The following is a 21,991-nucleotide window of genomic DNA, read 5'->3' on the forward strand; positions in this document are numbered from 1 at the left end:
CAAGATTCGTAAACTCGATTCTGGGTCGGAACTCATTACAACTGATTCGATCCGATTAATACGGCTTCGACTCGTGGCTTTCTTCTTCGGCCTGCTTTACCGCATCTTTGGAAGACGTACTACCAATCGGGCCTTTCTGGATGTCCATGCTGGCGGCGGCTTTGAGGCCGTCGGCTACGCGTTGACCGTATTCCGGATCGCACTGCGTGAACAGATCAATCATCCGGTCCTGGATTTCCTTCTTGGCCGGAGCCAGCGTATTGACCAGGTTGGTGATCAGATCGTCGCGTTCCCAGTCTTCAAACGTCCGGTAGCGTTCGCCCGCCTGAGCGAAGTTGTTCTGACGATCGATTTTCTGACGTACCAGCTTGGCTGCATAGTAAGGTTCGTAATCATTGCCGGCTTTAGGGGCTTCCTGTAGACCATTCATCACCGAAGGCTCGTAGTTTACGTGCGGATTGCCCCCTTCGGGTACATCTACGTGATACGCCATTTGTCCATCCCGCTGATTGGTTGCCACGTGTGTTTTCGGAGCGTTGATGGGCAGTTGCAGATAATTACTACCGATGCGGTACCGCTGCGTATCCGAGTACGAGAAGGTACGGCCCTGCAGCATTTTATCATCGGAAAAATCCAGACCGTCGACCAGAACCCCCGTACCGAAAGCCGACTGTTCTACCTCGGCAAAGTAATTTTCCGGGTTACGGTTCAGCGTCATTTTACCAACGGGCAACCAGGGGAACTGATCCTGCGGCCAGATTTTAGTATCATCCAGCGGGTCGAAGTCGAGTTCCGGATGATCATCATCACTCATGATTTGTACGAATAATTCCCACTCGGGGTAATTACCTTCCTCAATGGCGTCGAACAAATCCTGGGTTGCGTGATTGAAGTTTTTACCCTGTACTTCCTGGGCCTGCTCCTGCGTCAGGTTTTTGATTCCCTGCAGGGGTTCCCAGTGGTATTTAACAAGTACGGCCTCCCCGTCGGTGTTCACCCACTTGTACGTATTCACGCCCGAACCCTGCATTTGCCGGTAATTAGCCGGAATGCCATAGGGCGAGAATAAAAACGTAATCATGTGCATCGCCTCGGGCGTGCCGCTGATGAAATCAAAAATGCGTTCGCCGTCCTGACGGTTCGTTACGGGATCGGGTTTGAAAGCATGTACCAGATCGGGAAATTTCATGGCGTCCCGAATGAAGAACACTTTCAGGTTATTACCCACGAGATCCCAGTTGCCGTCTTCGGTATAAAACTTGACGGCAAAACCACGGGGATCCCGCAGGGTTTCGGGCGAGTGCCCCCCGTGAATGACCGAAGAGAACCGCACGAATACGGGGGTTTGTTTTCCCTTTTGCTGAAATAACTTAGCTCGGGTATACTTGGAAATGGGCTCGTCCCCTACCGTACCATACGCTTCGAATACGCCATGGGCTCCGGCTCCGCGAGCGTGCACCACGCGTTCGGGAATGCGTTCGCGGTCGAAGTGGGAGATTTTTTCCAGGAAATGGTAGTTTTCCATCGTGGCCGGACCGCGATTCCCTACCGTACGGATACTTTGATTGTTAGTGACGGGGTGACCCTGGCGAGTGGTCAGCGTTTTGTCGGAATCAGTACCATTCGCATGGCCATTCTGATTCGCACCGTTTTCATTGCTCATAGGTAACTTGATTTATTTATGAATTAGAGGATTTCTGGGCGTGTAAGGCCGCCACCAGGATTTCGTAGCTTTCAGCATTTTCCTGGACCATGGCGTAATCAATGGGGTTTTTCCCGAAACGATCTTTCAGTAAGGGATCAGCCCCGTGTTGTAATAGTAACTCGACTAATGCTTTATGATTGAATGTGGCCGCAAAGGTTAGAGCCGTGGCTCCGTTCCCATTGGTAGTATCTACTGCCGCTCCGAATTCAAGCAACAATTGGGCTATTTCGGTGTACCCTTTGAAACAAGCTCCCATCAATGGCGTATTGCCCATGGCATCCTGAGCGTCCGGATTTGCCTGAGCTTCCAGTAAGAGCCGGACTGCTTCCGGGTGGTTATAATACCCGGCAATAATCAGGGGCGTACTTCCGCGGGCATCGACTACGTCGGGATGTAGCGTTTCCAGTTCCTGCTCCAGGGCTTCGAGGTTGTTTTGCCGGGCGGCTTCAAAAATGTCCATAGTGTACTCGTCGGGATCGGTTAAATAGAGGGTAATTACTGATACTTTTGATTCCCTGCCAAGATAGAAAAATTGATAACAAAATGAGCGAATGCCGGGCGAAGCACTAATGGATTTATTGGCCAGGCTAACAACCGTTCATTCCTCTTTTCCCTGAGGGAAGGAGTAGAACATTTCTCAATAATCGTGCCATTCCAAAAACCCGATCAGCTTTGTTTATCAGCTAATTAGTTAGGTTTATAATCTTCGTAAAATTGCTCGTCGAAGGTACGACCGCTCGGAACGCCGTACTTTAAAATGCGATACGCCATCCAGCCCACGACCACGGGAGACAGCAACCAAAGCGTGGCGACTACGGGCGTGGAAAGCCAACCCAGGTTAGCCCCGACCGTATAAACCAGTAAGTACAGTGTTGCAAAAAATAGTGGGAAACGAACGTTTTTCATGGCTAAGTTGATTTAACAGTGTTGATTTGATGCTCATCTCTTTTAAGCACCCTTCGATGGACTCCCCCACAAAAAAGATATTCCTTGATAGCCCCGAAGCCGTTCGGCATCTGGTAGATTCATTCTACGAGAAAGTACAGCAGGATTCTCTGCTGGCTCCCATCTTTACAGAGGTTGCCCAGGTAGACTGGTCGAAGCATTTGCCGAAGATGTACGCGTTCTGGGAAAATTTGCTGCTGGGCAATAATACGTACCACGGCCATCCGTTCCGTCCGCATTTAATTGTCAATCAGAAACATACGCTAACGATTGAGCACTTCGAACGCTGGTTACAACTGTTTACGCAAACACTTTCGGAAAACTTTGAAGGCCCCATGGCCGAGCAGGCCCGCGAGCGGGCAACGCAGATTGCTCTGGTCTGGAACTCCAAACTGGAATACCTCAACAACGACTCGTACATGGAACGCTAGACCCGGCGATTTCCTCTTCTCCCTCGAAAATCACCCCAAAGGGTGATTTTTGTCATTTCTATCCCTTCCCATTATTTAGACCTTTGGAACTGAAAATCAAAGGTTTATGAATATCATTTTCATTCTCATCGGCATTAGCCTCTTGCTGGCTCTGGGTTTTCTGGGAGCCTTCTTCTGGGCGATGAAGTCCGGACAAAATGATGACATGTACACGCCGGGCATGCGAGTGCTGCTCGACGACGAGAAATGAATTCCCCTAACATCCCTTATCACCCATGATTTCCCACGCTGCTTCCCCTGCCCCTCCGACGACGCTCGAACGCTTTGCGTACGACAACCGGGTGGTTAAGGCCTTTTCGATTGCGACAATTGTGTGGGGACTGATCGGTATGCTGGTGGGCGTAATTGCCGCCACGCAGCTGTTTCATCCCGGCATGAACCTGGACAATCAGTACACCACTTTCGGACGAATCCGGCCCCTGCACACGAATGCTGTCATTTTTGCCTTTGTGGGTAATGCCATTTTTATGGGCGTTTACTACTCGCTTCAGCGACTGCTGAAGGCCCGCATGTTTTCCGATACGCTGAGCTGGATTCACTTCTGGGGCTGGCAACTCATCATCGTATCCGCCGTACTGACCCTACCCCTTGGTTTTACGACTTCCAAGGAATACGCCGAACTGGAATGGCCTATCGATATTGCCATTACGGTCATTTGGGTGGTATTCGGTATCAACATGTTCGGTACGATCATCAAACGCCGCGAACGTCACCTCTATGTAGGGATCTGGTTCTATATCGCCACGTTCGTTACGGTGGCCGTTCTGCACATTATCAACTCGTTTGAAATGCCCGTTAGCTTCCTGAAAAGCTACTCCATGTACGCGGGGGTTCAGGATGCTCTGGTACAATGGTGGTACGGACACAACGCCGTAGCATTCTTCCTAACGACGCCGTATCTGGGCATGATGTACTACTTTCTGCCGAAGATGGCGAATCGTCCGGTTTACAGTTATAAGCTTTCCATTCTGCACTTCTGGTCGCTGATTTTCATCTATATCTGGGCTGGTCCGCACCACTTGCTGTATACGAGTTTGCCCGACTGGGCTCAGTCGCTGGGTACGGCGTTCTCGATCATGCTGATTGCTCCGTCCTGGGGTGGGATGATCAACGGTCTGCTTACCCTTCGCGGAGCCTGGGATCAGGTTCGGGAAGATGGACGTCTGAAATTCATGGTGGTCGGCATTACGGCCTACGGGATGGCCACCTTCGAAGGTCCGCTGCTTTCCCTCAAAAACGTAAATGCCATCGGTCACTTCACCGACTGGATCGTGGCTCACGTACACGTGGGAGCTCTGGGCTGGAACGGCTTCCTGACGTTTGCCATTCTGTACTACATCGTTCCTAAACTCTGGAAAACGGAATTGTACTCGAAACGAATGGTAAATATTCACTTCTGGCTGGGTACGCTCGGCATCCTGTTCTATGCCGTACCGATGTACATTTCCGGCTTTACGCAGGGCATGATGTGGAAAGAATTTACGCCCGAAGGCACGCTGAAATATCCCGCTTTCCTCGAAACAACGCTTCAACTGTTACCCATGCACATGATGCGGGCCGCGGGTGGCGTCATTTACCTGGGCGGTGCCATCCTGATGGCCTTCAACCTTTTCAAAACGATGGCTCAGGGTAGTTTCCAGGCCAATGAAGCGGCTGAAGCTCCGGCTCTTACGCCTGAGTACGTAGCTACGGGTGGTGACACCTACTGGCACCGCGTTCTTGAACGTCGCCCCATGCAATTGCTGGCCGGCTCGCTGATCGTGATTCTGATCGGTACGGTGCTGGAAATCATTCCGACGTTTACGGTTGAATCCAACGTAGAAACCATTGCCGCGGTACAGCCCTATACGCCGCTGGAATTGCAGGGTCGGGATTTGTACATCCGTGAAGGCTGTAATAACTGCCACAGTCAGATGGTACGGCCCTTCCGCTCGGAAACGGAGCGATACGGTGAATATTCGAAAGCCGGCGAGTTCGTATATGACCACCCGTTCTTATGGGGATCGAAGCGTACGGGTCCGGATTTACACCGCGAAGGATTCAAATATCCCGACTCCTGGCACTACCACCACATGAACGATCCGACGACGATGTCACCTGGTTCCATCATGCCGCCGTACCCCTGGTTACTGACCCAGAAGCTGGATAACAGTCAGCTGGAAGCGAAGCTGAAAACGATGCAATCCCTGGGCGTTCCCTACGATGATTACGCCATCAGCGACGCTCAGGCGAATGCCCAGCAACAGGCCGAAGGGATTACCAATCGCCTGAAAGCCGAGGGCATCAAGATTCAGTCCGACAAAGAAATTATCGCCCTGATTGCGTACCTGCAACGACTCGGTACGGACATAAAAAACGCTCAGGCCGCTAAATAGACATTGGTTGGAGGTTGTTTGTTGCTGGTTCGTAGTTCAACACTTCATCAACAAACCATTACCGGGGACCGCCATCCCTACCAACAACGAACAACCACCAGCTAAAAACTAACAATCAAACCAACCATGTTTCGCAACCTTGTTACCCAACTTCAGGGAGCTGATTTCTACATGATTTCCTCGCTTCTGATTTTCGTTGCCTTCTTTGTTACGGTGAGTCTGTTTGCCTTACTGACGGATAAAAATCACCTTCAGGAAATGAGCAAAATGCCTTTGGAGAAATAAGCTTCTCAGTTTACAGTTGTCGGTTTACTGTTTTCAGTTTCGTAGTACCCGTTTGAACAAAGTCACCCCCTGAAAAGGGTGAACTGTAAACTGTCTTTTAACCCCTACTTTCATGAACTTTGAGATAAAAACCGGCGAGGATCTTTTCCTTATTGTGGTTCTCTGCTGCCTGATCTTGGGAGCGTTGGCTCTGATGGTCACGACGCTTCATTTGTATTTGACCGTTAAACAGGCTTTCCCTGATCAGACCAAAAAGGAACTGGAAGAGCAATACCAGTACAGCAGTTTCTGGCATCGGATCATGGGCCTTCGTCCTACGGCCATGAATGCCCAGCTGATGCTTGAGCACGCCCCCGATGATATTCAGGAACTGGATAACCCCACACCGGGGTGGTTTATGGCCCTGTTCTACGGCACCATCGTTTGTGCCATCGGTTACATGCTCTACTACCACGTGCTTGGCCCCGGTGATGTAATGAATCAGGAGTATACGACCGAGATGGCCGTTGCCGAGAAAGCCCACGAAGCATACCTGAAAAAATTTGCCAATTCGGTTAACGAGTCGAACGTGACGATCCTACGCGACGAAAAAGCAATCGAAGCGGGGAAGAAAATCTTCGATCAGAACTGTACGGCCTGTCACGGTGCCGCGGGGGAAGGAAAAGTAGGCCCGAACCTGACGGATAACTACTGGCTGCACGGCGGTACGATCAACGCCGTATTCAAAACCATTGCCGAAGGTGTTCCCGACAAAGGGATGCTTTCCTGGAAAAAACAGTTGAATCCCATTCAGATTCAGCAGGTATCCAGCTATATTTTTTCCTTACAGGGCACGAAACCGGCCGGAGCCAAAGAGCCGCAGGGAGAGGAAGTAAAGACGGTTCCTGAAGTTGCCAAACGCTAAGGTCATGTTCACCATAGATGAAGATATAGAGTTTCTTGCCCACGGGGCGGTCTCGGGTCAGCGAAAGTATCCCCGCTGGCCCGAAGGCGGCCGCCTGCTGCGGTGGCGGGAAATCGTAGCGGGCGTTCTGCTACTGATTCTTTTTGGTCTTCCCTGGCTGGAGATTGAGGGGCATCCGCTATTTCTGTTCAACGTACTCGAACGTCAGTTTATCTTCTTTGGCGTACCCTTCTGGCCGCAGGATTTTCACCTGGTAGCCCTGGGTCTACTGGCGTTCATTGTTTTCATCATCGTATTTACGGTGGCCTTCGGACGAATCTGGTGCGGTTGGGCCTGTCCACAAACGATTTTTATGGAAATGGTTTTCCGGCGAATCGAACAGTGGATTGAAGGCGACTTTAAAGCTCAGCAACGCCTGACAGCCGCTCCCTGGACCGCCGAAAAAATCCGGAAACGCGTACTAAAACATGGTCTGTTTTTCCTCATCGCTTTTGCCATTTCGAATACTTTTCTGGCGTACGTCATTGGCAAAGACGAATTGATCCAGATTCAGACCGATAACCCTGCCAACCATTTAGGCGGACTGGCGGCTTTACTGATCTTTACGCTGATTTTTTATTTCGTCTTTGCCCGGTTACGGGAAATGGTCTGCGTGGTGATCTGTCCCTACGGACGTTTACAGGGCGTTTTGCTTGACAAAAAATCCATCGTCGTCGCCTATGATTACGTACGGGGCGAACCCCGGGGAAAACTTCGGAAGCAGTCTACCGAAGTCAAAGGCGATTGCGTAGATTGCTCCCTCTGCGTACAGGTTTGTCCAACGGGCATCGACATTCGCAAGGGTACGCAACTGGAATGCATCAACTGTACCGCCTGTATCGACGCCTGCGACGGCGTGATGGATAAAATCAGTAAGCCTCATGGGCTGATTCGATACGCTTCGCAGGAAGGTATCGAGCAGGGAAAGAAATTCCAGTTTACGGGACGGCTCAAAGCCTATACGCTGGTTCTGATTCTTTTACTGGGCGGCTTGGGCTACCTGCTTCTGACCCGAAAAGCCATCGAAACGACGGTACTGCGAGCTTCGGGACTTACTTTTCAGCAGCAGGCCAACGGTCAGATTTCCAATCTGTATACGGTAGAAGTACTTAACAAAACGTTCAAGCCGGTTGCGTTGGAATTTAAAGTCAAAAATCCGGGCTTCTCGTTACAGTACGTAGGTCAGCCCCTACAAACGGCACAACCGGGTACGTTTACCAAAAGCTCCTTCTTTTTGCTAACGCCCGCGAAAGGCATTCAGGAAAATAAAACGCCGCTCACGATTGAAGTACGGGCGAACGGTCAGCTGATGCAGGAAGTAAAAACGAATTTCATGGGTCCGGTTTTGTAGTTTTTCAGAAAGCATATCCACTTTCTGAAAACTGAAAACCACTAACCAACAACTAAGCTATGAACTGGGGCAAATCCATTATTCTGGCCTTTATTCTCTTCGGTAGTTTCATTGGTTTTCTGGTCTACCGAATGATGCGTACACAGGTAGATCTGGTACGACCTGATTACTACCAAACCGAAATGGCTTACCAACAGCAAATTGATCGCGTAGCCCATAGTAAGGCCGCCAAAGAGCTGGTCACCATGCAGTACCGTCCGCAAACGCAGCAGGTGCAGTTTTCCGTACCGAACGCAGTACAGGAAGGCAAGATTCAGTTCTTCCGCCCTTCTGATGCCAAGCTGGACTTCACCGTCGCCGTGCGACCCGGTGCCGCTGCCCAGACCATCTCTACCGAAACCCTAAAAACGGGTTACTGGCGGGTAAAAGTTACCTGGTCAGACGGTAAGCAGGAGTACTACACCGAAGAAGAAATCATTATTTGAGATAATAGATGATAACGTTTAGAGGATAGGTAAAAACGTCTTTAGTCTGTCCTCTATCATCTCTATTCTTTATCCATTCCCATGGTTCTCGCCTTTCTCACCGGACTTCTTTCCAGCATTCACTGCGTCGGCATGTGTGGCCCAATTGCTCTGGCCTTACCCGTGGGTGGTTTGTCGGAAGGACGGATGCTACTGGCTCGACTGAGTTACAACCTGGCCCGAACGCTGAGTTACGGGTTATTGGGCTTGCTGGTAGGATTTGTGGGCGAACGCGTATCCATTCTCGGCTGGCAACAATACCTTTCGCTGCTGGCGGGAGTACTGATGGCAGGCTTCGTGATAGCCGATCGCTGGATTGGCTTTAGTCCCTTCGCACAGCTGAAATCAACTTTTAGTAAGCTATTACAGCAGAAAACCTGGATGGCGTACGTGGGCGTTGGGTTTATCAACGGCTGGTTGCCCTGTGGGATGGTATACGTGGCACTGGCGGGAGCTCTGGCGGCTGCAACGCCCGTTCAGGGTATGCTCTGGATGCTGGCATATGGGGCAGGCACCATTCCGGCGATGCTGGCCGTGGGCTGGGTTTGGCAGTGGGTGAGTTTACCTGTACGCCGAACGTTGAACCGCTGGGTACCCGTACTGACGCTGGCGATTGCGTTGCTGTTTGTCTGGCGGGGACTGGGATTGAATTTGCCGTCTCGTCCGGGTTTGCCTTCGGCGGGGGTTCCGGTTTGTCATGAAAAGTAGGCACAGCCTACTAATTTGATCATCCGTAGCGGATGCTACGGATAACGGGATTTGGTTACCTGACGGGAAGGTTCACATTGGCTTGGCTGTAGCTTATGGCATTTTTTGCCAAGCAACTGGTTGAGAAACACGCCTTTCCAGCTCTTCAGCAAACCTATCCTTAACATAACTCTTCCCACGCAGCGAGTTGTTCGTAGCATCCGCTACGAACCATCTAATTTGTAGGCTGTGCCTACCCCACTGATTCAACGGTACACACGAAATAAACTACCCGCGGTTTCTTTGCTGCATGATCTTCAAACCTTATCAATTCAGTAATCCTCGGGGTATTTATTTTATCAGTTTCGCAACGGTTTACTGGATCGATGTATTCACCCGAATTCATTACCGAACCATCTTTCTGGATAGTCTAACGTTTTGCCAGCAACACAAAGGCTTACGCCTTCATGCCTGGTGCCTCATGAGTAATCACGTGCACCTCATCATTAGTGCAGCAAAGGATTTTAACCTTTCTGATATACTCCGGGATTTAAAGCGGCATACGGCTACTACGCTCATAGAAGCGATTAAAGAAGATCCGGAAAGTCGGAAAGAGTGGATGCTCTGGATGTTCCAGCGAGCGGCTCATCACAACAAACGCAATGACGATTACCAGTTCTGGCAACAGGATAATCATGCGGAAGAACTCATCACGCCCCGCTTTACGAAACAAAAATTAAATTACCTGCATCAGAATCCGGTAGTGGCCGGATGGGTTGATACGCCTGAACATTTCCTCTACAGCAGTGCCCGGGATTATACCGGATTTGGAAAAGGATTACTGGAGATTGTATTTCTTTTCTGATTTTGCACCTTCCCTAGCATAGGCTAAAGCAATGGCACGGCCAATGCCGGAGCTCGCCCCGGTTACAATGGCTAATTTATTGGCTAGACTGTGTCAGTACAACAGAATCTGTATCTGGAAATTTTGTCTCATTTACAGCCTCTCAGCAGGAAAGGTTAAGTTTAAAAGCTTATAAGTGTATAAATTTTTATTTGTAACAAACAACTAGTTCAGATTTTCTATGAATACTTATGTTACAGGATTGCTTTTTCTTTTGCTTTCCAGCTCCTGTTTCGGCCAAGACTACTCCTTGCCCACGGGTGACTACATGGATACCACTTATCAGATGAGTTCGAAATGTTCTTCCTGTCGTATCGTTTACTATTATCACATTAATGCGAAATATCCTAAAAGCTCAGCGACCTTACGAACCGAGGTTAACCAGTACTTACTTGAACGTAAGCGTTCATACCAGGGTAGCGGCTACGTTACTTTTCGTTTCATGATTGATTGTGAGGGAAAGCGAGTTCAACGGGTACGAGTTTTACAAACCAGTTCCGACTATAAAACTTATCAATTTGATAAGGTCTTCGTAAATGATTTATTTGATTTTATAAAAACACTTGATCGATGGCAACCTGGACATTATAAAAACCTGTTCCCTGTCAATTACTTAACTTATTTATCTTTTAAAATTCACGATGGAAAAGTTATTGCTGTACTACCTTAATGTTTTATTTCTTATTTTTTCTTTCTCCCCTAGCCCTGCTCAGCCTTGCAGTGACTCGGTCGTAACGGATAGTTTGATTCATCATTATCTTGAGAATGGTGCTTTTAAAGTTGGATATAACGATCCCCGTTGGGAAATGTACTGCGACAGCCTTATTGCAACCTGTCCAAACATCGCAGTGGCTTACCGTGAGAAAGCAATTCCCTATATAAAATTTGGCGATTTTGGTAAAGCGATGCTCCTCGAAGATCAGGCCGTATCGCTTGATCCTCAACAGTGGATTGACTACAGAGCTTTTTTAAAATGCATTTTTACGAGGGACTACGAAGGTGCCCTTAAAGATTTTGAACAGGCAGAAATCTATCATCCTATGGCTTCCATAATGGACCATTTTTATCCATTTTATCAGGGCCTTTGTCATTTAGAGCTGGGGAATTACCAAAAAGCTGAACAATACTTAAGACAAGATGTTTATGCACAAAGAAAAAGTAGAGCAAAAGGTATTCACTTTAATACTTATTTTTATCTGGGCGTAGTATTTTATGAAATGAAAAAATATAGCTAGCTGAAAAGTATTTAAAGATGTGTCTGTCCATATACGAGCAACATCCAGATGCCAATTATTACCTAGCTCGTTGTCAGCTTAAAAAGCAAAAGTTCAATACTGCTTTAAACTACCTAAAACAGGCAAAAAAATATATGCAGGAAGGCTTTACTTGTAATGAAGATAATATTGTCTACTCTAGCTACCCACACCAAATTACTACTTATGAAATAGAAGAAGAAATCGATAAAATTAACACTATAAGAATTCATTAACCTTTTCTGATGTACATTTATTAGACTTTGTCTATCTTTAATATAGACGATTGATAATTCCATACTTTTAACGTGATTTACTAGTAGCAATAAAATAAACATTTCTCATGAGCTATACGAATTAATTTTTAATTACCTGTATATGCCTGACTCCCTCCCCAGCCGTCCGTTACCAGCCATGACGTATCCTACGGCTCTCCTCATCGAAAAGCTACGCAAGCTTGATCAGCTTTTGCTGGAACTACTGGAATCGCTAACGCCTGAAGAATGGCAGGCCCAGACCGTAGCCAGACTCTGGAAAGTAAAAGATGTAGCCGCTCACTTACTGGATGGTAACATTCGGATCCTGTCTTCACTACGGGATGAGTATCAGGGTGAAAATCCCGATATTCGCTCCTACCAGGATTTGCTGGATTTTCTGAATGGACTCAATGCCGATTGGGTAAAGGCCATGAAACGGGTCAGTCCGCAGGTATTGATCCTGCTCCACCGGATTACGGGACCGATGTACTGCGACTATTACGCCGCCCTCGATCCGCAGGCAAAAGCCACTTTTCCCGTAGCCTGGGCCGGTGAAGAAGAAAGTCAGAACGGGATGCATATCGCTCGGGAGTACACCGAAAAATGGCTGCATCAACAGCAGATACGAGCTGCCGTACATAAACCGGGCTTATTGACGCAGGAGTTTTTTCACCCCTTCATCGACGTCTTTATGTATGGCCTGCCCCATACGTACCGAAACGTAGAAGCGTCCGAAGGGACTACCCTGAAAGTCACCATCACGACCGAGGCGGGAGGCAGCTGGTATCTGATTCGTCGACCGGATTTCTGGCAACTGGAACGCGACCCGCAACCGCACTGGGATACCGAAGTGACGCTAACCCCGGAAGTGGCCTGGACCCTGTTTTCGAAAAGTATACGTCCGCATGAACTCAGTAGTGGTGTGCATATTACCGGTGATGAGGCTTTGGGAAAAGTTGCCCTAGAAATGGTTTCGGTGATGGCGTAAACCGCCGATAGGTCTCGCTTTACTTCCGCCTGAACGTGCGGGCAATGCGTTTAAAAGTGGCCAGGTTGGCTTCGGGTTGTTCGGTGGTCATCCCAACCAGAATAAAATACCCGCCCTCCTCCGGAAAAAGCATCGTTTGGTACACGAGCTCTGGTTTACCTGCTTGATTTTTGCCACTGGCTCGTATTTCATACCCATCCAACCCGTCGATCTGAACAGGCTGCACCTCTTTTACTTCGCTAGCCTCACCGCCGGGTAAATTTTTCAGCCGTTGAATGGCAAATGTTTTTCGGTCCGCTACGGGTTCCGTACTCATTGCCGTTCCAACCATTAGCATTGGTTTAACCGAAGGAAGTTTCCCATCCGTTGTAAAAATGAGACTTCCCACCATATACTTCGCTAATTTGAATTCACTGTGGCTTACGTCTATCGTAAAGGGAACGGCGGCCAGGGGGTCGTCGTTTTGATTGACGTTGTACGTAGTCGAGAGCAGAGCCTGCCGGATGTCTTTCTCAATGTTTTTATGAGCCTCCGGATAAATACCATTGACCAATATGGTCACCTCGGCATTACCAAAAATCAGCATCTGCTTTAGGTATGGGGTGGTACCTAAGGATTGACTCACGGTGATGTAAGCAGCAGGTGCCTGATGAAACGTGATTTTCTTTTTTTCCAGTAAGGTCATTCCACGGGTTTGTAACGCTTCTGCTGTAAACCCATCGATGAGGGTCTGAGCAGCGGTATTTAACTCTGTAACCATAATGGAAGCCTGTAGATCTGCCTTTTGAAAGCCACTGAAATTCGTAGCCACTTCAAATCCAGCGGGCGGAATCATACTGCATTTGGTCCCGGGAATGATTTTCCGTTCGGCGGTTTGTGCTAACGCACTAGGTACAAAAATGAAAAAGGCAATAATGAGCTGTAATTTCATACCAGATTTAATGTACTTTATTCCTTCCCAATGGATAAGACTTCCTGCGTAGCAAACGCATTAATTATTAATAATTTGAATGGCCCATTCATTCTTATTCGGAATTTTTGCCGATTTCGTAATCACAAATAATCGGTTGCCTTTTGCGTTCACAAAAACGAATAAAGGTTCTACTCCTTTAACGATGGAATACCCATAGTTATCAGTAGCGGCATACGTTTCTAAAGGTATTTTTTTAATATAATCCAGGTTAAGAGCATTGTGAATATAGACGAATGGTAAGCCCGGATCATCCCAGTTCGTTCCTTTATTGATTATATACAAAGCATTAGCGGCCTGCGAATGATCCAAACCAATAATAGAACGATGCATATAATAATTGGTGAATACGGTATCATGCGGTACGGTACCGTTATAAACCATATCCTGCGTTTTAACTTCGGAGGATTTTAAAACAGTTCTTCCTTTCACAAAGATTCGATTTCCGTCTTCCGAAAACCACAAATCTCCATCAATATTGTAGGTACCATGGTACGGCGAATCGTACATGTATTGAGCCGTTCCATACTGAATATCAAATTTTACGATATCCGAAGGAGAAACACCATTATCCGCTACGTACAGGTATTTACCGGAAGGGTGAATTTTCGCTTTCGAACGTTCCCGAATTAACTGAAAGGGGTTCAAGGTTTCTACGCCCGTGGCTAATTCAATGCAATGAACTTTTACCGCCTGATCTCTTTTAGGAAAAGCGTAAACCCAGTTATTGGGACTCAACACAATGTCGAATACTTCACAACTAACGTCATAGACTTTAGTTACTCGCATGCTGACTAAATCGATATACGAAATACGGGCATCGTGGCCGACTACCGCCGTTTTCCCATCTAAAGCGATCGCTACACTTAAGGGAGCAAAATCCAGATCAATCGTTTTTCTGGTGTTTTTACCCGTATTATAGACGTGCAGCTGATGCGGTTTGGAAGAAGCGTAAATAAGGAGATCGGTTTTCCTGGAGTATTCGGCATCAATGACTTCAGTTTCCAAAATAATTTTTCCATCACTAATAGAAATTTCATCGTCTTTATTTTTCCGACAACTCGTAAGTTCAACGCAACAGGTAAGCAGGAGAAAAAGGTATACAATTTTTTTCATTGGACGTAAATGGATTAATACGAACAAAAGTAATTGCATCCCTCTTTCACCTAAGCGTACATTCTTATTTATTTTTCAAGTAAATTCTGAAACGAAACCTCTCCCATGCCGTCTTTTTCATACTTCGCCAGGGGCTGAAAAGTGTTATCAAAAGGCTTTTCGCCGGGTTGTAATTCCGCGGGTACGGCACTACCGGTTTTGAAGAAATAAACCGTTGTGGTACCGTATTTGGTATGCGGCATAAAATCGCCGTATTGCTTCATTTCGCTCCACAACGTGTCGTCTACCGTTACGGCATACATGCGTTTGATCGGACCCGTGTTATTCTCATTCCGGTACAACGCGACTTCCTTGAAATTCCCCTTCAAATCCTGTACGCCGGGTTGCGAGGTGGCGTTATACACCATGTAAGCCATCAGGACAAGAATGGCTCCTATAAACAGATATTTTATTTGCTTACTCATCTGATTTTCAATTAGTCAATTCTTTACGCTTTCGGCTCCACCATCACCACTTCTTCTTTTTCGACAATCACCTGGCCTTCCTGTAAATCGCGGGTTTTCCGGACGAATTTCTTCGGCGTTACGATCACCGGACACAGCGTATCATTGCGTCGTTTGGAGTAGTAAGCCGCCAGTTGAGCCGCCCGCTCAATCACCGGATTTGGAAAGCGTTTACCCGCCTGATGCCGGATGATGACGTGCGAACCCGTTACGTCACGGGCGTGCAGCCAGAGGTCTTCCTTACGGGTGTACCGCTGGGTCAGCAGGTCGTTGTTTTTCGCATTTTTACCCACGAAAATCTCGAAACCCTGGTATTCGTAGCGTTTAAAGAGCGTCGCCGCTGAGACATCGGGCTTTTCAATTTTATCAAGGCCACTCGTTTTCAGGTATTTCCGCAGCTCCTTCAGCGTTTCGATGGATTCCACTTTCGCAACCTGAGCGTCGTATTCGGCCATTTCCCGCTCCCGCACCTCCAGGGCTTCCATGAGGTGTTCGACTTCGATCTTCTCGTTTTTCGACTTTCGATAGTACGATTCCGCGTTTTTCTGCGGCGACAAATCGGGCTTGAGTCGAATCGTTACGGGCTGGTCGCGGTAGAAATCATGTAGCTCTACGGACTCGGTCCGCTCGGGAATCTGGTGCAGATTCGCCATCAGGATGTGGCCGACTTCCTCGTGCTTGATGGCCTTTTCCATCTCGTCGAGCTTTTCGTACACCGAGTCTACGTACTGCTGCGTTTTCTGTTTCCGCTTCTGTAAAGCCCGGACAATCTGCCCCTTTTCCCGGTCAAATACATTGATTCGCGAGTAGGCGTAGTAAAAGCCATTGGCCGCCTCAATCGGATCGGTAAAGGATTTCTCGGCGTCGTCGGGCAGCAGCGTCAGTACGGGCTGGTACTCCACCGTTTTAATGTAATACGTCGGATTTTCCAAATAGCCGCGTACCTGTTCCACCAATGCCCATTTTTCGTCAATGGTTTTCGACCGGTACCCCTGCCGATCCAGCCAGGCGGTGACGTCTTTGCCAAACGTAGGAAAGAGCTTTCGCCAGTCGCCATTCGCCCGATCAAAGGCTTCGCGGCTCTGATCCAGCGGTCGATCCAGCGTGGTGATGTCCAGCTTTTCGTCCGTTACGAGCTTGTTGTGAAAGAGATCCACGACCGCCGTTCCCTGCACCAGTACCAGGTTGGAACGGTTTCCAAAAAGCTTGAATACTAAATGAAAATCATCCGCGAAATCAATGGAAAACGCCCGCTCGTTCAGGTATTGCCGAACGCCCAGAATGGGTTTATCGAGTAACTCGGAGAATAAATCAACCGTATTTTTTCCCGCCCGTCGAAAGTCCTCGGGAAAGTTTAATGCCACAAAATCAGGCCGGATGGTGGCTCGTATGTAAAAATCCCGTCGCTTTCGCCACTGCTTCTCCGCCGGACAAAACCCCAGCACCAATTCATCTTTTTCCTGCGAAAAACACTCCGCCAGAACCAGGCCTTCGAGCTGGGCTTCGATCTCCCGGGAGAGCTGACGAAGAAAGTAGTAATTGCTTTGCATACCCCAAAAGTACGAACGGCCCGCCCGGAATACTGAAAGGTTTGGCAAGGGATTCGCAAAAGCTTTCTTTTGCAGGTATGCTACAGGTCAAAAATTATCGGAAAGCGTACCACGGAAGGACGATTCTGCAAGTACCCGACTGGCAGTTATCGCCGGGTATCCACTGGATTCGGGGTTCGAACGGCTCCGGGAAAAGTACGTTTTTCCGGTCCATTGCGGGTATGCTTCCCTGCGAGGGAGAAATCTGGCTGAACAATCAGTATGAAGTCAGTCTGCATGCGGTTCCCTATCGCCTTCGGGTAAATTACGCCGAAGCGGAGCCGCTGTACCCGGAATATCTTTCGGCCTTTGATCTGATTTCTTTCGTGGGAAAGGCCAAGCAGTCGCCCGCCGGGCAGGTGGATTCGTTGATTGACACGCTGGAAATCCGGGAGTTCTGGAAACAGCCCGTTGGTACTTATTCCTCGGGTATGCTCAAGAAAACGTCGCTGGTGCTGGGCTTTTTGGGGCAACCCGAACTCATCATGCTGGATGAACCCCTCATTACCATCGACGACCGGGCCGTAGCCAACGTCTGTAGCCTCATTGCGACGTACCACCAGCGGGGCGTGAGTTTTCTACTGTCTTCGCACCAGGATTTTCGCCTGACTGCATTAGCCCTGGATTCTTCGTATCTGATCCAGAACCATACGCTGGTGGAAACGCCTGCCTAATCTTACTCGCCAACGCCCTTGAACGCTGTCTTTTTTCGTACGCTGGTTACCGAATTTTACCGACAAAATTCGGGCTTCTTCCTACTGATCTTACTGATCAGTTTCGGTATCATCCGCAGCGACGATCATGTAGCCCTGTTTCGGTACGCGATGGCGTCGCCTTCTACGCTGGTGTATTACGTTATCCCCTGGATGCTGTACGGATTAAAAACGCTGAGTTTTGTTCGCAGTCAGTTTCGGCATCCGGCGTATGGATTTTTGGACCTTTGGCGGCTGATTCCATTTGGCACGCGTCTGAGCGGCTGGGTTACCATGCAGGCTGGACTGTTACTGCCCGTTTTTCTGTACGCGGGCTGGATGGGTGTGTACGCTTTTCCAGCCCGCCAGTGGTCAGCTTTAGTTCTTATAGGTCTGGTTCTGCTGGGGCTCGTCGTACTGCCAATTCCGCTACTGGAACGAATGCTGCACCAGACGAGTCGGGAAGTTCGCGTGCGTACGTTCATCCGGCACTGGCCCTTACCTTATCCGCTGTACTTCATTCAGCATTTGTTCCGGCGGCAACCGCTGTTGTTGCTCCTAACCAAAATCTTCTCCGGGTTGCTGATCATGGGGGTTTGTCTGCTGTACCCCACCGACGACTACGACGAACGGCTGTTGACCATCGGTATGCTCATCGGTGGACTGACGCAGCTGGGACTGGCTCAGGAACAGTACGTTTTCGAACACGAGTATCTGCTTTTCCTACGAAATCTGCCCCTTTCGTTCGGCAAACGGATAGGCTATCTGTTCGTCCAGGGTTTGCTTCTGTTTATTCCGGAAACCCTGCTCCTGTTCCGCTACCTACCTGCAACGGTATCGTGGCTGTACGCCGGGAAGGCCCTTTTCTTCGGGATGGGTCTGTGGCTGGCGGGTTTACACCGCTTGTATCAGAATGATAAAAGCCTGGAGAACCTCGGATCGTATGGATTGTGGGGCTTTCCAGTCGGTCTGCTGCTGATCATGTTTCAGGTAGATACGGCTCTACTGGGACTGCTGCTGTGGGCGTACGCGGGCTGGGTAAATACCTACCACTACTACCGCTCGGAATTTCATTTGCCGCAGTAGTTGCTTTCCTTTTGACTATTGAATCGTAACTTGGGGTTTGTAAGCTCTTCCCAGTTTCTATGAAAAAAGTAATTCTACTGCTCCTGATGAGTACTTCCCTCCTGCATGCCCAAACCCGCTTTCGCGAGCATACGCAGCAAACCATCGGCATTCTGAAAACGGGTACGCACAACGCCATTACCGATGTCGCCGGATTGAAAGTAGGACACGTTACGCTGATTGAAGGTCAGCAGATCCGAACGGGCGTAACGGCCATTATTCCTACGGAAGGGAATCTGTTTCAGCAAAAAATCCCGGCGGCCGTCTTTGTGGCGAATGGGTTCGGGAAAATGGCGGGAATCAGTCAGATCAATGAATTAGGCAATCTCGAAACGCCCGTCGTACTGACCAATACGCTTTCGGTAGCGGCGGGGATGCAGGGACTTGTTTCGTATACGCTGGCCCAGCCGGGCAATGCCTCCGTTCGTTCGGTCAATGCTATCGTAGGTGAAACCAATGACAGTTTCCTCAACGACATTACGGGCTTTCACGTCAAACCCGAACACGTTACCGAGGCCCTTCAGAAAGCCCAAAGGGGTCCGGTTGCCGAAGGAAACGTCGGAGCCGGAACGGGTACCATCTGCTTTGGCTGGAAGGGCGGGATTGGCACCAGTTCACGGGTACTGCCCAAAAAATCTGGTGCGTATACGGTGGGCGTGCTCGTACAAACCAACTTCGGGGGCGTGCTCGAAATCAAAGGAAAACCCATTGGAAAATCACTGGGCAAGTACTTTCTAAGTGATCAGTTGAATGATCCGGCAGATGGTTCCTGTATGATCATCGTAGCGACGGATGCTCCGCTCACCCACCGCAACCTCGAACGGCTGGCGAAACGGGCCTGGTCGGCTCTGGCAAAAGTGGGCGGTATTGCGTCAAACGGCTCGGGTGAATACGTACTGGCTTTTTCTACCAGTGAAAAGGTACGTATTCCGCACAACAGCAAAAAATTGACACAAACCGTTGAGGAAGTGGATAATGAAGCGATGTCACCCCTGTTTCTGGCTGCCATCGAAGCGACGGAAGAAGCCATCCTGAATTCCCTGTGGGCGGCTCGTACGATGCAGGGGAAGAATGGTACGGTTAACGAATTACCGAGGGATCAGGTGAGGACTTTGCTGAAGTGAGGATGGGGTTTGAAGTCTGATCGTATATAAAGTTTCAGGTTTGATTGTGTTTGAGGACACTACCAATCAACCCTGAAAGGGTTCAATATAAATAGCCAGGGGTAAAACCCCTGGCTTCACCGCCTTGTCAGGACGTTTGGTATTCATTTATAACTGCCCTACTTCAAAAAGTTAGTCTTAATAGTTTCTACCACATCACTCAGATCGCCTCGCAGGGTTTCTTTCATCATGTACATGCTAAAACCCCAGGCCTGCTGAAACTTGATTTTCGGCGGCATGGACAATTCCGTCGGATTCACCACCACATCCAGCACTACGGGTCCAGAATGACGCAGAGCTTCATCAATGGCTTCCGGTACATCTTCCGGATTTTCCACCCGAATGCCCCGAATCCCCATGGCTTCGGCCATACGGGCAAAGTTGGGATTTTTCATATCCGTACCGAAGGGCGGTATCCCCGCTACCTTCATTTCCATCGCCACAAAACCGAGGGAATAATTGTTGTAAATGACCAATTTAACGGGAAGATTGTACTGATAAATGGTGAGCAGATCGCCCATCAGCATTGAGAACCCACCGTCGCCCGCCAGTGCAATCACCTGTCGATCCGGGAATGCAAACTGGGCACCAATGGCCTGCGGCATGGCACTCGCCATCGATCCGTGCGTAAAGGAGCCAATCAGTCGCCGTTGCCGGGTCATCTTCAGATAACGAGCTGCCCAGACCGTCGGGGTTCCGACATCGCAGGTAAAAATGGCGTCCGGACTAGCCTGTTCACTTAAAACGGACGTGAGGTATTCCGGATGAATGACCCCATCGTTTTCGTCACCTTTGGCGTGTGAATCCAGCTCTTTGCGGGCTTCCTGATACGCCTCCAGCGAATCGTCGAGGTGACTACGATCCGTTTTCGGTAATAACATGGGCAAGAGGGCCTGAATCGTTGGTCCAACACTACCCACTACGCCCAGATCCAGCCGCGTACGGCGACCCAAATGTTCCGGTCGAATATCAATCTGTATAATTTTTGCCTGTTCCGGGTACCAGTCTTTGTACGGGAAATCGGTCCCTAACATTACCAGTACTTCCGCCCGACTGATGGCTTTCGCTCCGGAAGAGAAACCAATCAGGCCCGTCAGCCCTACTTCATAGGGATTTTCGTACTCCAGATATTCTTTGCCCCGTAAAGCGTACACCAGCGGAGCTTTCAACTGCTCGCACAATTGCAGGACTTCCGCGTGGGCTCCGGCACAGCCGCTACCGCCCAGAATCGTAATTCGGTCGGCCTCGTTCAGGAGCCGGGCCATCTGCTGCAATTCTTCGTCAGAGGGTCGGATGACGGGTTTCGGCAAAAAGAGGGGATGAATCAGGTTCGTTTCCTCAACGGTTTCTGACGAAACATCGCCCGATAGCGTAATCACCGCTACGCCCTGTTTTCCGATCGCATTCTGCATCGCAATCTGGAATACCCGGGGCATTTGCTTGGCCGAGGAAATCGTTTCGCAGTAGTGACTACACTGCTGAAACAGGTACTCGGGCTTGGTTTCCTGGAAATAACCCGTACCAATTTCCATACTCGGAATCTGAGCGGCAATGGCCAGAACGGGTGCCATACTCCGCTGGCAATCGTATAAACCGTTGATCAGGTGAAGGTTTCCCGGTCCGCAGCTGCCCGCACACACCGCCAGCTGGCCCGTTGCCTGAGCTTCGGCCCCGGCCGCAAAGGCAGCCGCTTCTTCGTGCCGGTAATGAATCCATTCGATTTCTCCGGAACGGCGAATTTCGTCGACCAGTCCATTCAGCGAATCGCCTACAATGCCGTGAATGCGGCGAACTCCGGCCTGTACCAGCATTTCGACCATTACGGCCGCAATTGTCTTAGCCATATCTGTAGATAGGTTTTGTATGCAAACATGCTTAGGACACAAAAGCCTTGCCAGATAGGGATAATTGCGAAGCCGTTAATGATCTTTTAATACCCGAATGGGTTCAGATGGAAGCAGTACTTTCTGAAGCAAGCGGTACGTTAGGCACAGCCTAACAAGTAGGCCGTCCGTAGCGGATGCTACGGACAACTAGCAGCTTGGGAAGAGGCTTGAAAGGGTAAACTAATTTATAAAAGCAACGGATAGGCAATTGCTTTAAATTTTTTAAACTTCAAACTACT

23 protein-coding genes and 1 pseudogene are annotated in these 21,991 nt (G+C 49.1%); 15 read left to right on the plus strand and 9 right to left on the minus strand.

Translation table 11 applies throughout. From position 1 onward, the window contains the following. Positions 1-55 precede the first annotated feature (55 nt). From BWI97_RS00460 to BWI97_RS00470, 3 genes are all read right to left on the minus strand, one after another. Positions 56-1,663, minus strand: coding sequence for a catalase (locus tag BWI97_RS00460; RefSeq protein ID WP_102199632.1), 1,608 nt, complete (start codon positions 1,661-1,663; stop codon positions 56-58). 16 nt (positions 1,664-1,679) lie between these two features. Next, on the minus strand, positions 1,680-2,165 hold the full coding sequence (locus BWI97_RS00465; protein WP_102199633.1) for an ankyrin repeat domain-containing protein: 486 nt from the start codon (positions 2,163-2,165) through the stop codon (positions 1,680-1,682). Between the two features lie 227 nt (positions 2,166-2,392). Then, positions 2,393-2,611, minus strand: coding sequence for a hypothetical protein (locus tag BWI97_RS00470; RefSeq protein WP_094816636.1), 219 nt, complete (start codon positions 2,609-2,611; stop codon positions 2,393-2,395). Positions 2,612-2,667: 56 nt separating this feature from the next. Between BWI97_RS00470 and BWI97_RS00475 the strand changes: the two genes are divergently transcribed. From BWI97_RS00475 to BWI97_RS00510, 9 genes are all read left to right on the plus strand, one after another. Continuing rightward, positions 2,668-3,081, plus strand: a complete 414-nt coding sequence (locus BWI97_RS00475; protein WP_102199723.1) for a group III truncated hemoglobin — start codon at positions 2,668-2,670, stop codon at positions 3,079-3,081. A 106-nt stretch (positions 3,082-3,187) separates the two neighbouring features. After that, complete coding sequence (gene ccoS / locus BWI97_RS00480; protein WP_094816634.1) at positions 3,188-3,331, plus strand: cbb3-type cytochrome oxidase assembly protein CcoS; 144 nt, start codon at positions 3,188-3,190, stop codon at positions 3,329-3,331. A 25-nt stretch (positions 3,332-3,356) separates the two neighbouring features. Further along, positions 3,357-5,516, plus strand: coding sequence for a cytochrome-c oxidase, cbb3-type subunit I (ccoN, locus tag BWI97_RS00485; RefSeq protein ID WP_102199634.1), 2,160 nt, complete (start codon positions 3,357-3,359; stop codon positions 5,514-5,516). A 126-nt stretch (positions 5,517-5,642) separates the two neighbouring features. Then, the gene (locus tag BWI97_RS28010) at positions 5,643-5,801 is read left to right on the plus strand and encodes a hypothetical protein (protein WP_165796030.1); all 159 of its coding nucleotides are present in this window, start codon (positions 5,643-5,645) and stop codon (positions 5,799-5,801) included. Between the two features lie 112 nt (positions 5,802-5,913). Continuing rightward, positions 5,914-6,705, plus strand: a complete 792-nt coding sequence (locus tag BWI97_RS00490) for a cbb3-type cytochrome c oxidase N-terminal domain-containing protein (RefSeq protein ID WP_102199635.1) — start codon at positions 5,914-5,916, stop codon at positions 6,703-6,705. 4 nt (positions 6,706-6,709) lie between these two features. After that, positions 6,710-8,095: a cytochrome c oxidase accessory protein CcoG gene (gene ccoG / locus BWI97_RS00495; protein WP_102199636.1), complete on the plus strand. Its 1,386-nt coding sequence runs from the start codon at positions 6,710-6,712 to the stop codon at positions 8,093-8,095. Positions 8,096-8,154: 59 nt separating this feature from the next. After that, positions 8,155-8,580 carry a FixH family protein gene (locus tag BWI97_RS00500; protein WP_094816628.1) on the plus strand — a complete coding sequence of 142 codons (426 nt, stop codon included), beginning with the start codon at positions 8,155-8,157 and terminating at the stop codon, positions 8,578-8,580. Positions 8,581-8,661: 81 nt separating this feature from the next. Then, positions 8,662-9,327, plus strand: coding sequence for a sulfite exporter TauE/SafE family protein (locus BWI97_RS00505; protein ID WP_094816626.1), 666 nt, complete (start codon positions 8,662-8,664; stop codon positions 9,325-9,327). Positions 9,328-9,616: 289 nt separating this feature from the next. Continuing rightward, positions 9,617-10,171, plus strand: a complete 555-nt coding sequence (locus BWI97_RS00510) for a transposase (RefSeq protein WP_102199637.1) — start codon at positions 9,617-9,619, stop codon at positions 10,169-10,171. Here BWI97_RS00510 and BWI97_RS27305 read toward each other — a convergent pair. Continuing rightward, positions 10,145-10,240, minus strand: coding sequence for a hypothetical protein (locus BWI97_RS27305; RefSeq protein ID WP_199181970.1), 96 nt, complete (start codon positions 10,238-10,240; stop codon positions 10,145-10,147). The genes BWI97_RS00510 and BWI97_RS27305 overlap by 27 nt on opposite strands. 611 nt (positions 10,241-10,851) lie before the next feature. Between BWI97_RS27305 and BWI97_RS00515 the strand changes: the two genes are divergently transcribed. The 3 genes and pseudogenes from BWI97_RS00515 to BWI97_RS00525 all read left to right on the plus strand — a co-directional run bounded on the left by BWI97_RS00515 (position 10,852) and on the right by BWI97_RS00525 (position 12,708). Continuing rightward, complete coding sequence (locus tag BWI97_RS00515) at positions 10,852-11,445, plus strand: tetratricopeptide repeat protein (RefSeq protein WP_102199638.1); 594 nt, start codon at positions 10,852-10,854, stop codon at positions 11,443-11,445. An 11-nt stretch (positions 11,446-11,456) separates the two neighbouring features. Further along, a pseudogene (locus BWI97_RS00520) lies at positions 11,457-11,699 on the plus strand (hypothetical protein); the annotation flags it as partial. A gap of 142 nt (positions 11,700-11,841) precedes the next feature. Beyond that, a complete protein-coding gene (locus BWI97_RS00525) occupies positions 11,842-12,708 on the plus strand; it encodes a DinB family protein (RefSeq protein ID WP_233207709.1) in 867 nt (288 codons plus the stop codon). Between the two features lie 19 nt (positions 12,709-12,727). Here BWI97_RS00525 and BWI97_RS00530 read toward each other — a convergent pair whose 3' ends face one another. From BWI97_RS00530 to BWI97_RS00545, 4 genes are all read right to left on the minus strand, one after another. Continuing rightward, a complete protein-coding gene (locus tag BWI97_RS00530) occupies positions 12,728-13,639 on the minus strand; it encodes a hypothetical protein (protein WP_102199641.1) in 912 nt (303 codons plus the stop codon). Between the two features lie 60 nt (positions 13,640-13,699). Then, on the minus strand, positions 13,700-14,794 hold the full coding sequence (locus BWI97_RS00535; protein ID WP_102199642.1) for a YncE family protein: 1,095 nt from the start codon (positions 14,792-14,794) through the stop codon (positions 13,700-13,702). A 68-nt stretch (positions 14,795-14,862) separates the two neighbouring features. Continuing rightward, a complete protein-coding gene (locus BWI97_RS00540) occupies positions 14,863-15,258 on the minus strand; it encodes a hypothetical protein (protein ID WP_199181966.1) in 396 nt (131 codons plus the stop codon). Between the two features lie 23 nt (positions 15,259-15,281). Next, the gene (locus BWI97_RS00545) at positions 15,282-16,895 is read right to left on the minus strand and encodes an NFACT RNA binding domain-containing protein (RefSeq protein WP_369826512.1); all 1,614 of its coding nucleotides are present in this window, start codon (positions 16,893-16,895) and stop codon (positions 15,282-15,284) included. Positions 16,896-16,924: 29 nt separating this feature from the next. On the opposite strand from BWI97_RS00545, the gene BWI97_RS00550 reads away from it, so the two are divergent. Genes BWI97_RS00550 through BWI97_RS00560 form a run of 3 tightly spaced genes read left to right on the plus strand, consistent with a single transcriptional unit; the run spans position 16,925 to position 19,827 of the window. Continuing rightward, positions 16,925-17,560 carry an ATP-binding cassette domain-containing protein gene (locus BWI97_RS00550; RefSeq protein WP_102199643.1) on the plus strand — a complete coding sequence of 212 codons (636 nt, stop codon included), beginning with the start codon at positions 16,925-16,927 and terminating at the stop codon, positions 17,558-17,560. A gap of 18 nt (positions 17,561-17,578) precedes the next feature. Beyond that, on the plus strand, positions 17,579-18,664 hold the full coding sequence (locus BWI97_RS00555) for a hypothetical protein (RefSeq protein ID WP_102199644.1): 1,086 nt from the start codon (positions 17,579-17,581) through the stop codon (positions 18,662-18,664). Between the two features lie 59 nt (positions 18,665-18,723). Then, on the plus strand, positions 18,724-19,827 hold the full coding sequence (locus BWI97_RS00560; protein ID WP_094816606.1) for a P1 family peptidase: 1,104 nt from the start codon (positions 18,724-18,726) through the stop codon (positions 19,825-19,827). Positions 19,828-19,985: 158 nt separating this feature from the next. On the opposite strand, the gene poxB is transcribed toward BWI97_RS00560, so the two are convergent. Next, complete coding sequence (poxB, locus tag BWI97_RS00565) at positions 19,986-21,710, minus strand: ubiquinone-dependent pyruvate dehydrogenase (RefSeq protein WP_102199645.1); 1,725 nt, start codon at positions 21,708-21,710, stop codon at positions 19,986-19,988. Between the last annotated feature and the right edge of the window lie 281 nt (positions 21,711-21,991).

This window comes from Siphonobacter sp. BAB-5405, assembly GCF_002872335.1.
In the GTDB taxonomy this organism is placed as follows: domain Bacteria; phylum Bacteroidota; class Bacteroidia; order Cytophagales; family Spirosomataceae; genus Siphonobacter.

Bases quoted from the DNA above. Each gene is read 5' to 3' on its own strand.
- BWI97_RS00460 (WP_102199632.1), bottom strand. From the start codon at position 1,663: ATGAGCAATGAAAACGGTGCGAATCAGAATGGCCATGCGAATGGTACT.
- BWI97_RS00465 (WP_102199633.1), bottom strand. From the start codon at position 2,165: ATGGACATTTTTGAAGCCGCCCGGCAAAACAACCTCGAAGCCCTGGAG.
- BWI97_RS00470 (WP_094816636.1), bottom strand. From the start codon at position 2,611: ATGAAAAACGTTCGTTTCCCACTATTTTTTGCAACACTGTACTTACTG.
- BWI97_RS00475 (WP_102199723.1), top strand. From the start codon at position 2,668: ATGGACTCCCCCACAAAAAAGATATTCCTTGATAGCCCCGAAGCCGTT.
- ccoS (WP_094816634.1), top strand. From the start codon at position 3,188: ATGAATATCATTTTCATTCTCATCGGCATTAGCCTCTTGCTGGCTCTG.
- ccoN (WP_102199634.1), top strand. From the start codon at position 3,357: ATGATTTCCCACGCTGCTTCCCCTGCCCCTCCGACGACGCTCGAACGC.
- BWI97_RS28010 (WP_165796030.1), top strand. From the start codon at position 5,643: ATGTTTCGCAACCTTGTTACCCAACTTCAGGGAGCTGATTTCTACATG.
- BWI97_RS00490 (WP_102199635.1), top strand. From the start codon at position 5,914: ATGAACTTTGAGATAAAAACCGGCGAGGATCTTTTCCTTATTGTGGTT.
- ccoG (WP_102199636.1), top strand. From the start codon at position 6,710: ATGTTCACCATAGATGAAGATATAGAGTTTCTTGCCCACGGGGCGGTC.
- BWI97_RS00500 (WP_094816628.1), top strand. From the start codon at position 8,155: ATGAACTGGGGCAAATCCATTATTCTGGCCTTTATTCTCTTCGGTAGT.
- BWI97_RS00505 (WP_094816626.1), top strand. From the start codon at position 8,662: ATGGTTCTCGCCTTTCTCACCGGACTTCTTTCCAGCATTCACTGCGTC.
- BWI97_RS00510 (WP_102199637.1), top strand. From the start codon at position 9,617: ATGATCTTCAAACCTTATCAATTCAGTAATCCTCGGGGTATTTATTTT.
- BWI97_RS00515 (WP_102199638.1), top strand. From the start codon at position 10,852: ATGGAAAAGTTATTGCTGTACTACCTTAATGTTTTATTTCTTATTTTT.
- BWI97_RS00525 (WP_233207709.1), top strand. From the start codon at position 11,842: ATGCCTGACTCCCTCCCCAGCCGTCCGTTACCAGCCATGACGTATCCT.
- BWI97_RS00530 (WP_102199641.1), bottom strand. From the start codon at position 13,639: ATGAAATTACAGCTCATTATTGCCTTTTTCATTTTTGTACCTAGTGCG.
- BWI97_RS00535 (WP_102199642.1), bottom strand. From the start codon at position 14,794: ATGAAAAAAATTGTATACCTTTTTCTCCTGCTTACCTGTTGCGTTGAA.
- BWI97_RS00540 (WP_199181966.1), bottom strand. From the start codon at position 15,258: ATGAGTAAGCAAATAAAATATCTGTTTATAGGAGCCATTCTTGTCCTG.
- BWI97_RS00550 (WP_102199643.1), top strand. From the start codon at position 16,925: ATGCTACAGGTCAAAAATTATCGGAAAGCGTACCACGGAAGGACGATT.
- BWI97_RS00560 (WP_094816606.1), top strand. From the start codon at position 18,724: ATGAAAAAAGTAATTCTACTGCTCCTGATGAGTACTTCCCTCCTGCAT.
- poxB (WP_102199645.1), bottom strand. From the start codon at position 21,710: ATGGCTAAGACAATTGCGGCCGTAATGGTCGAAATGCTGGTACAGGCC.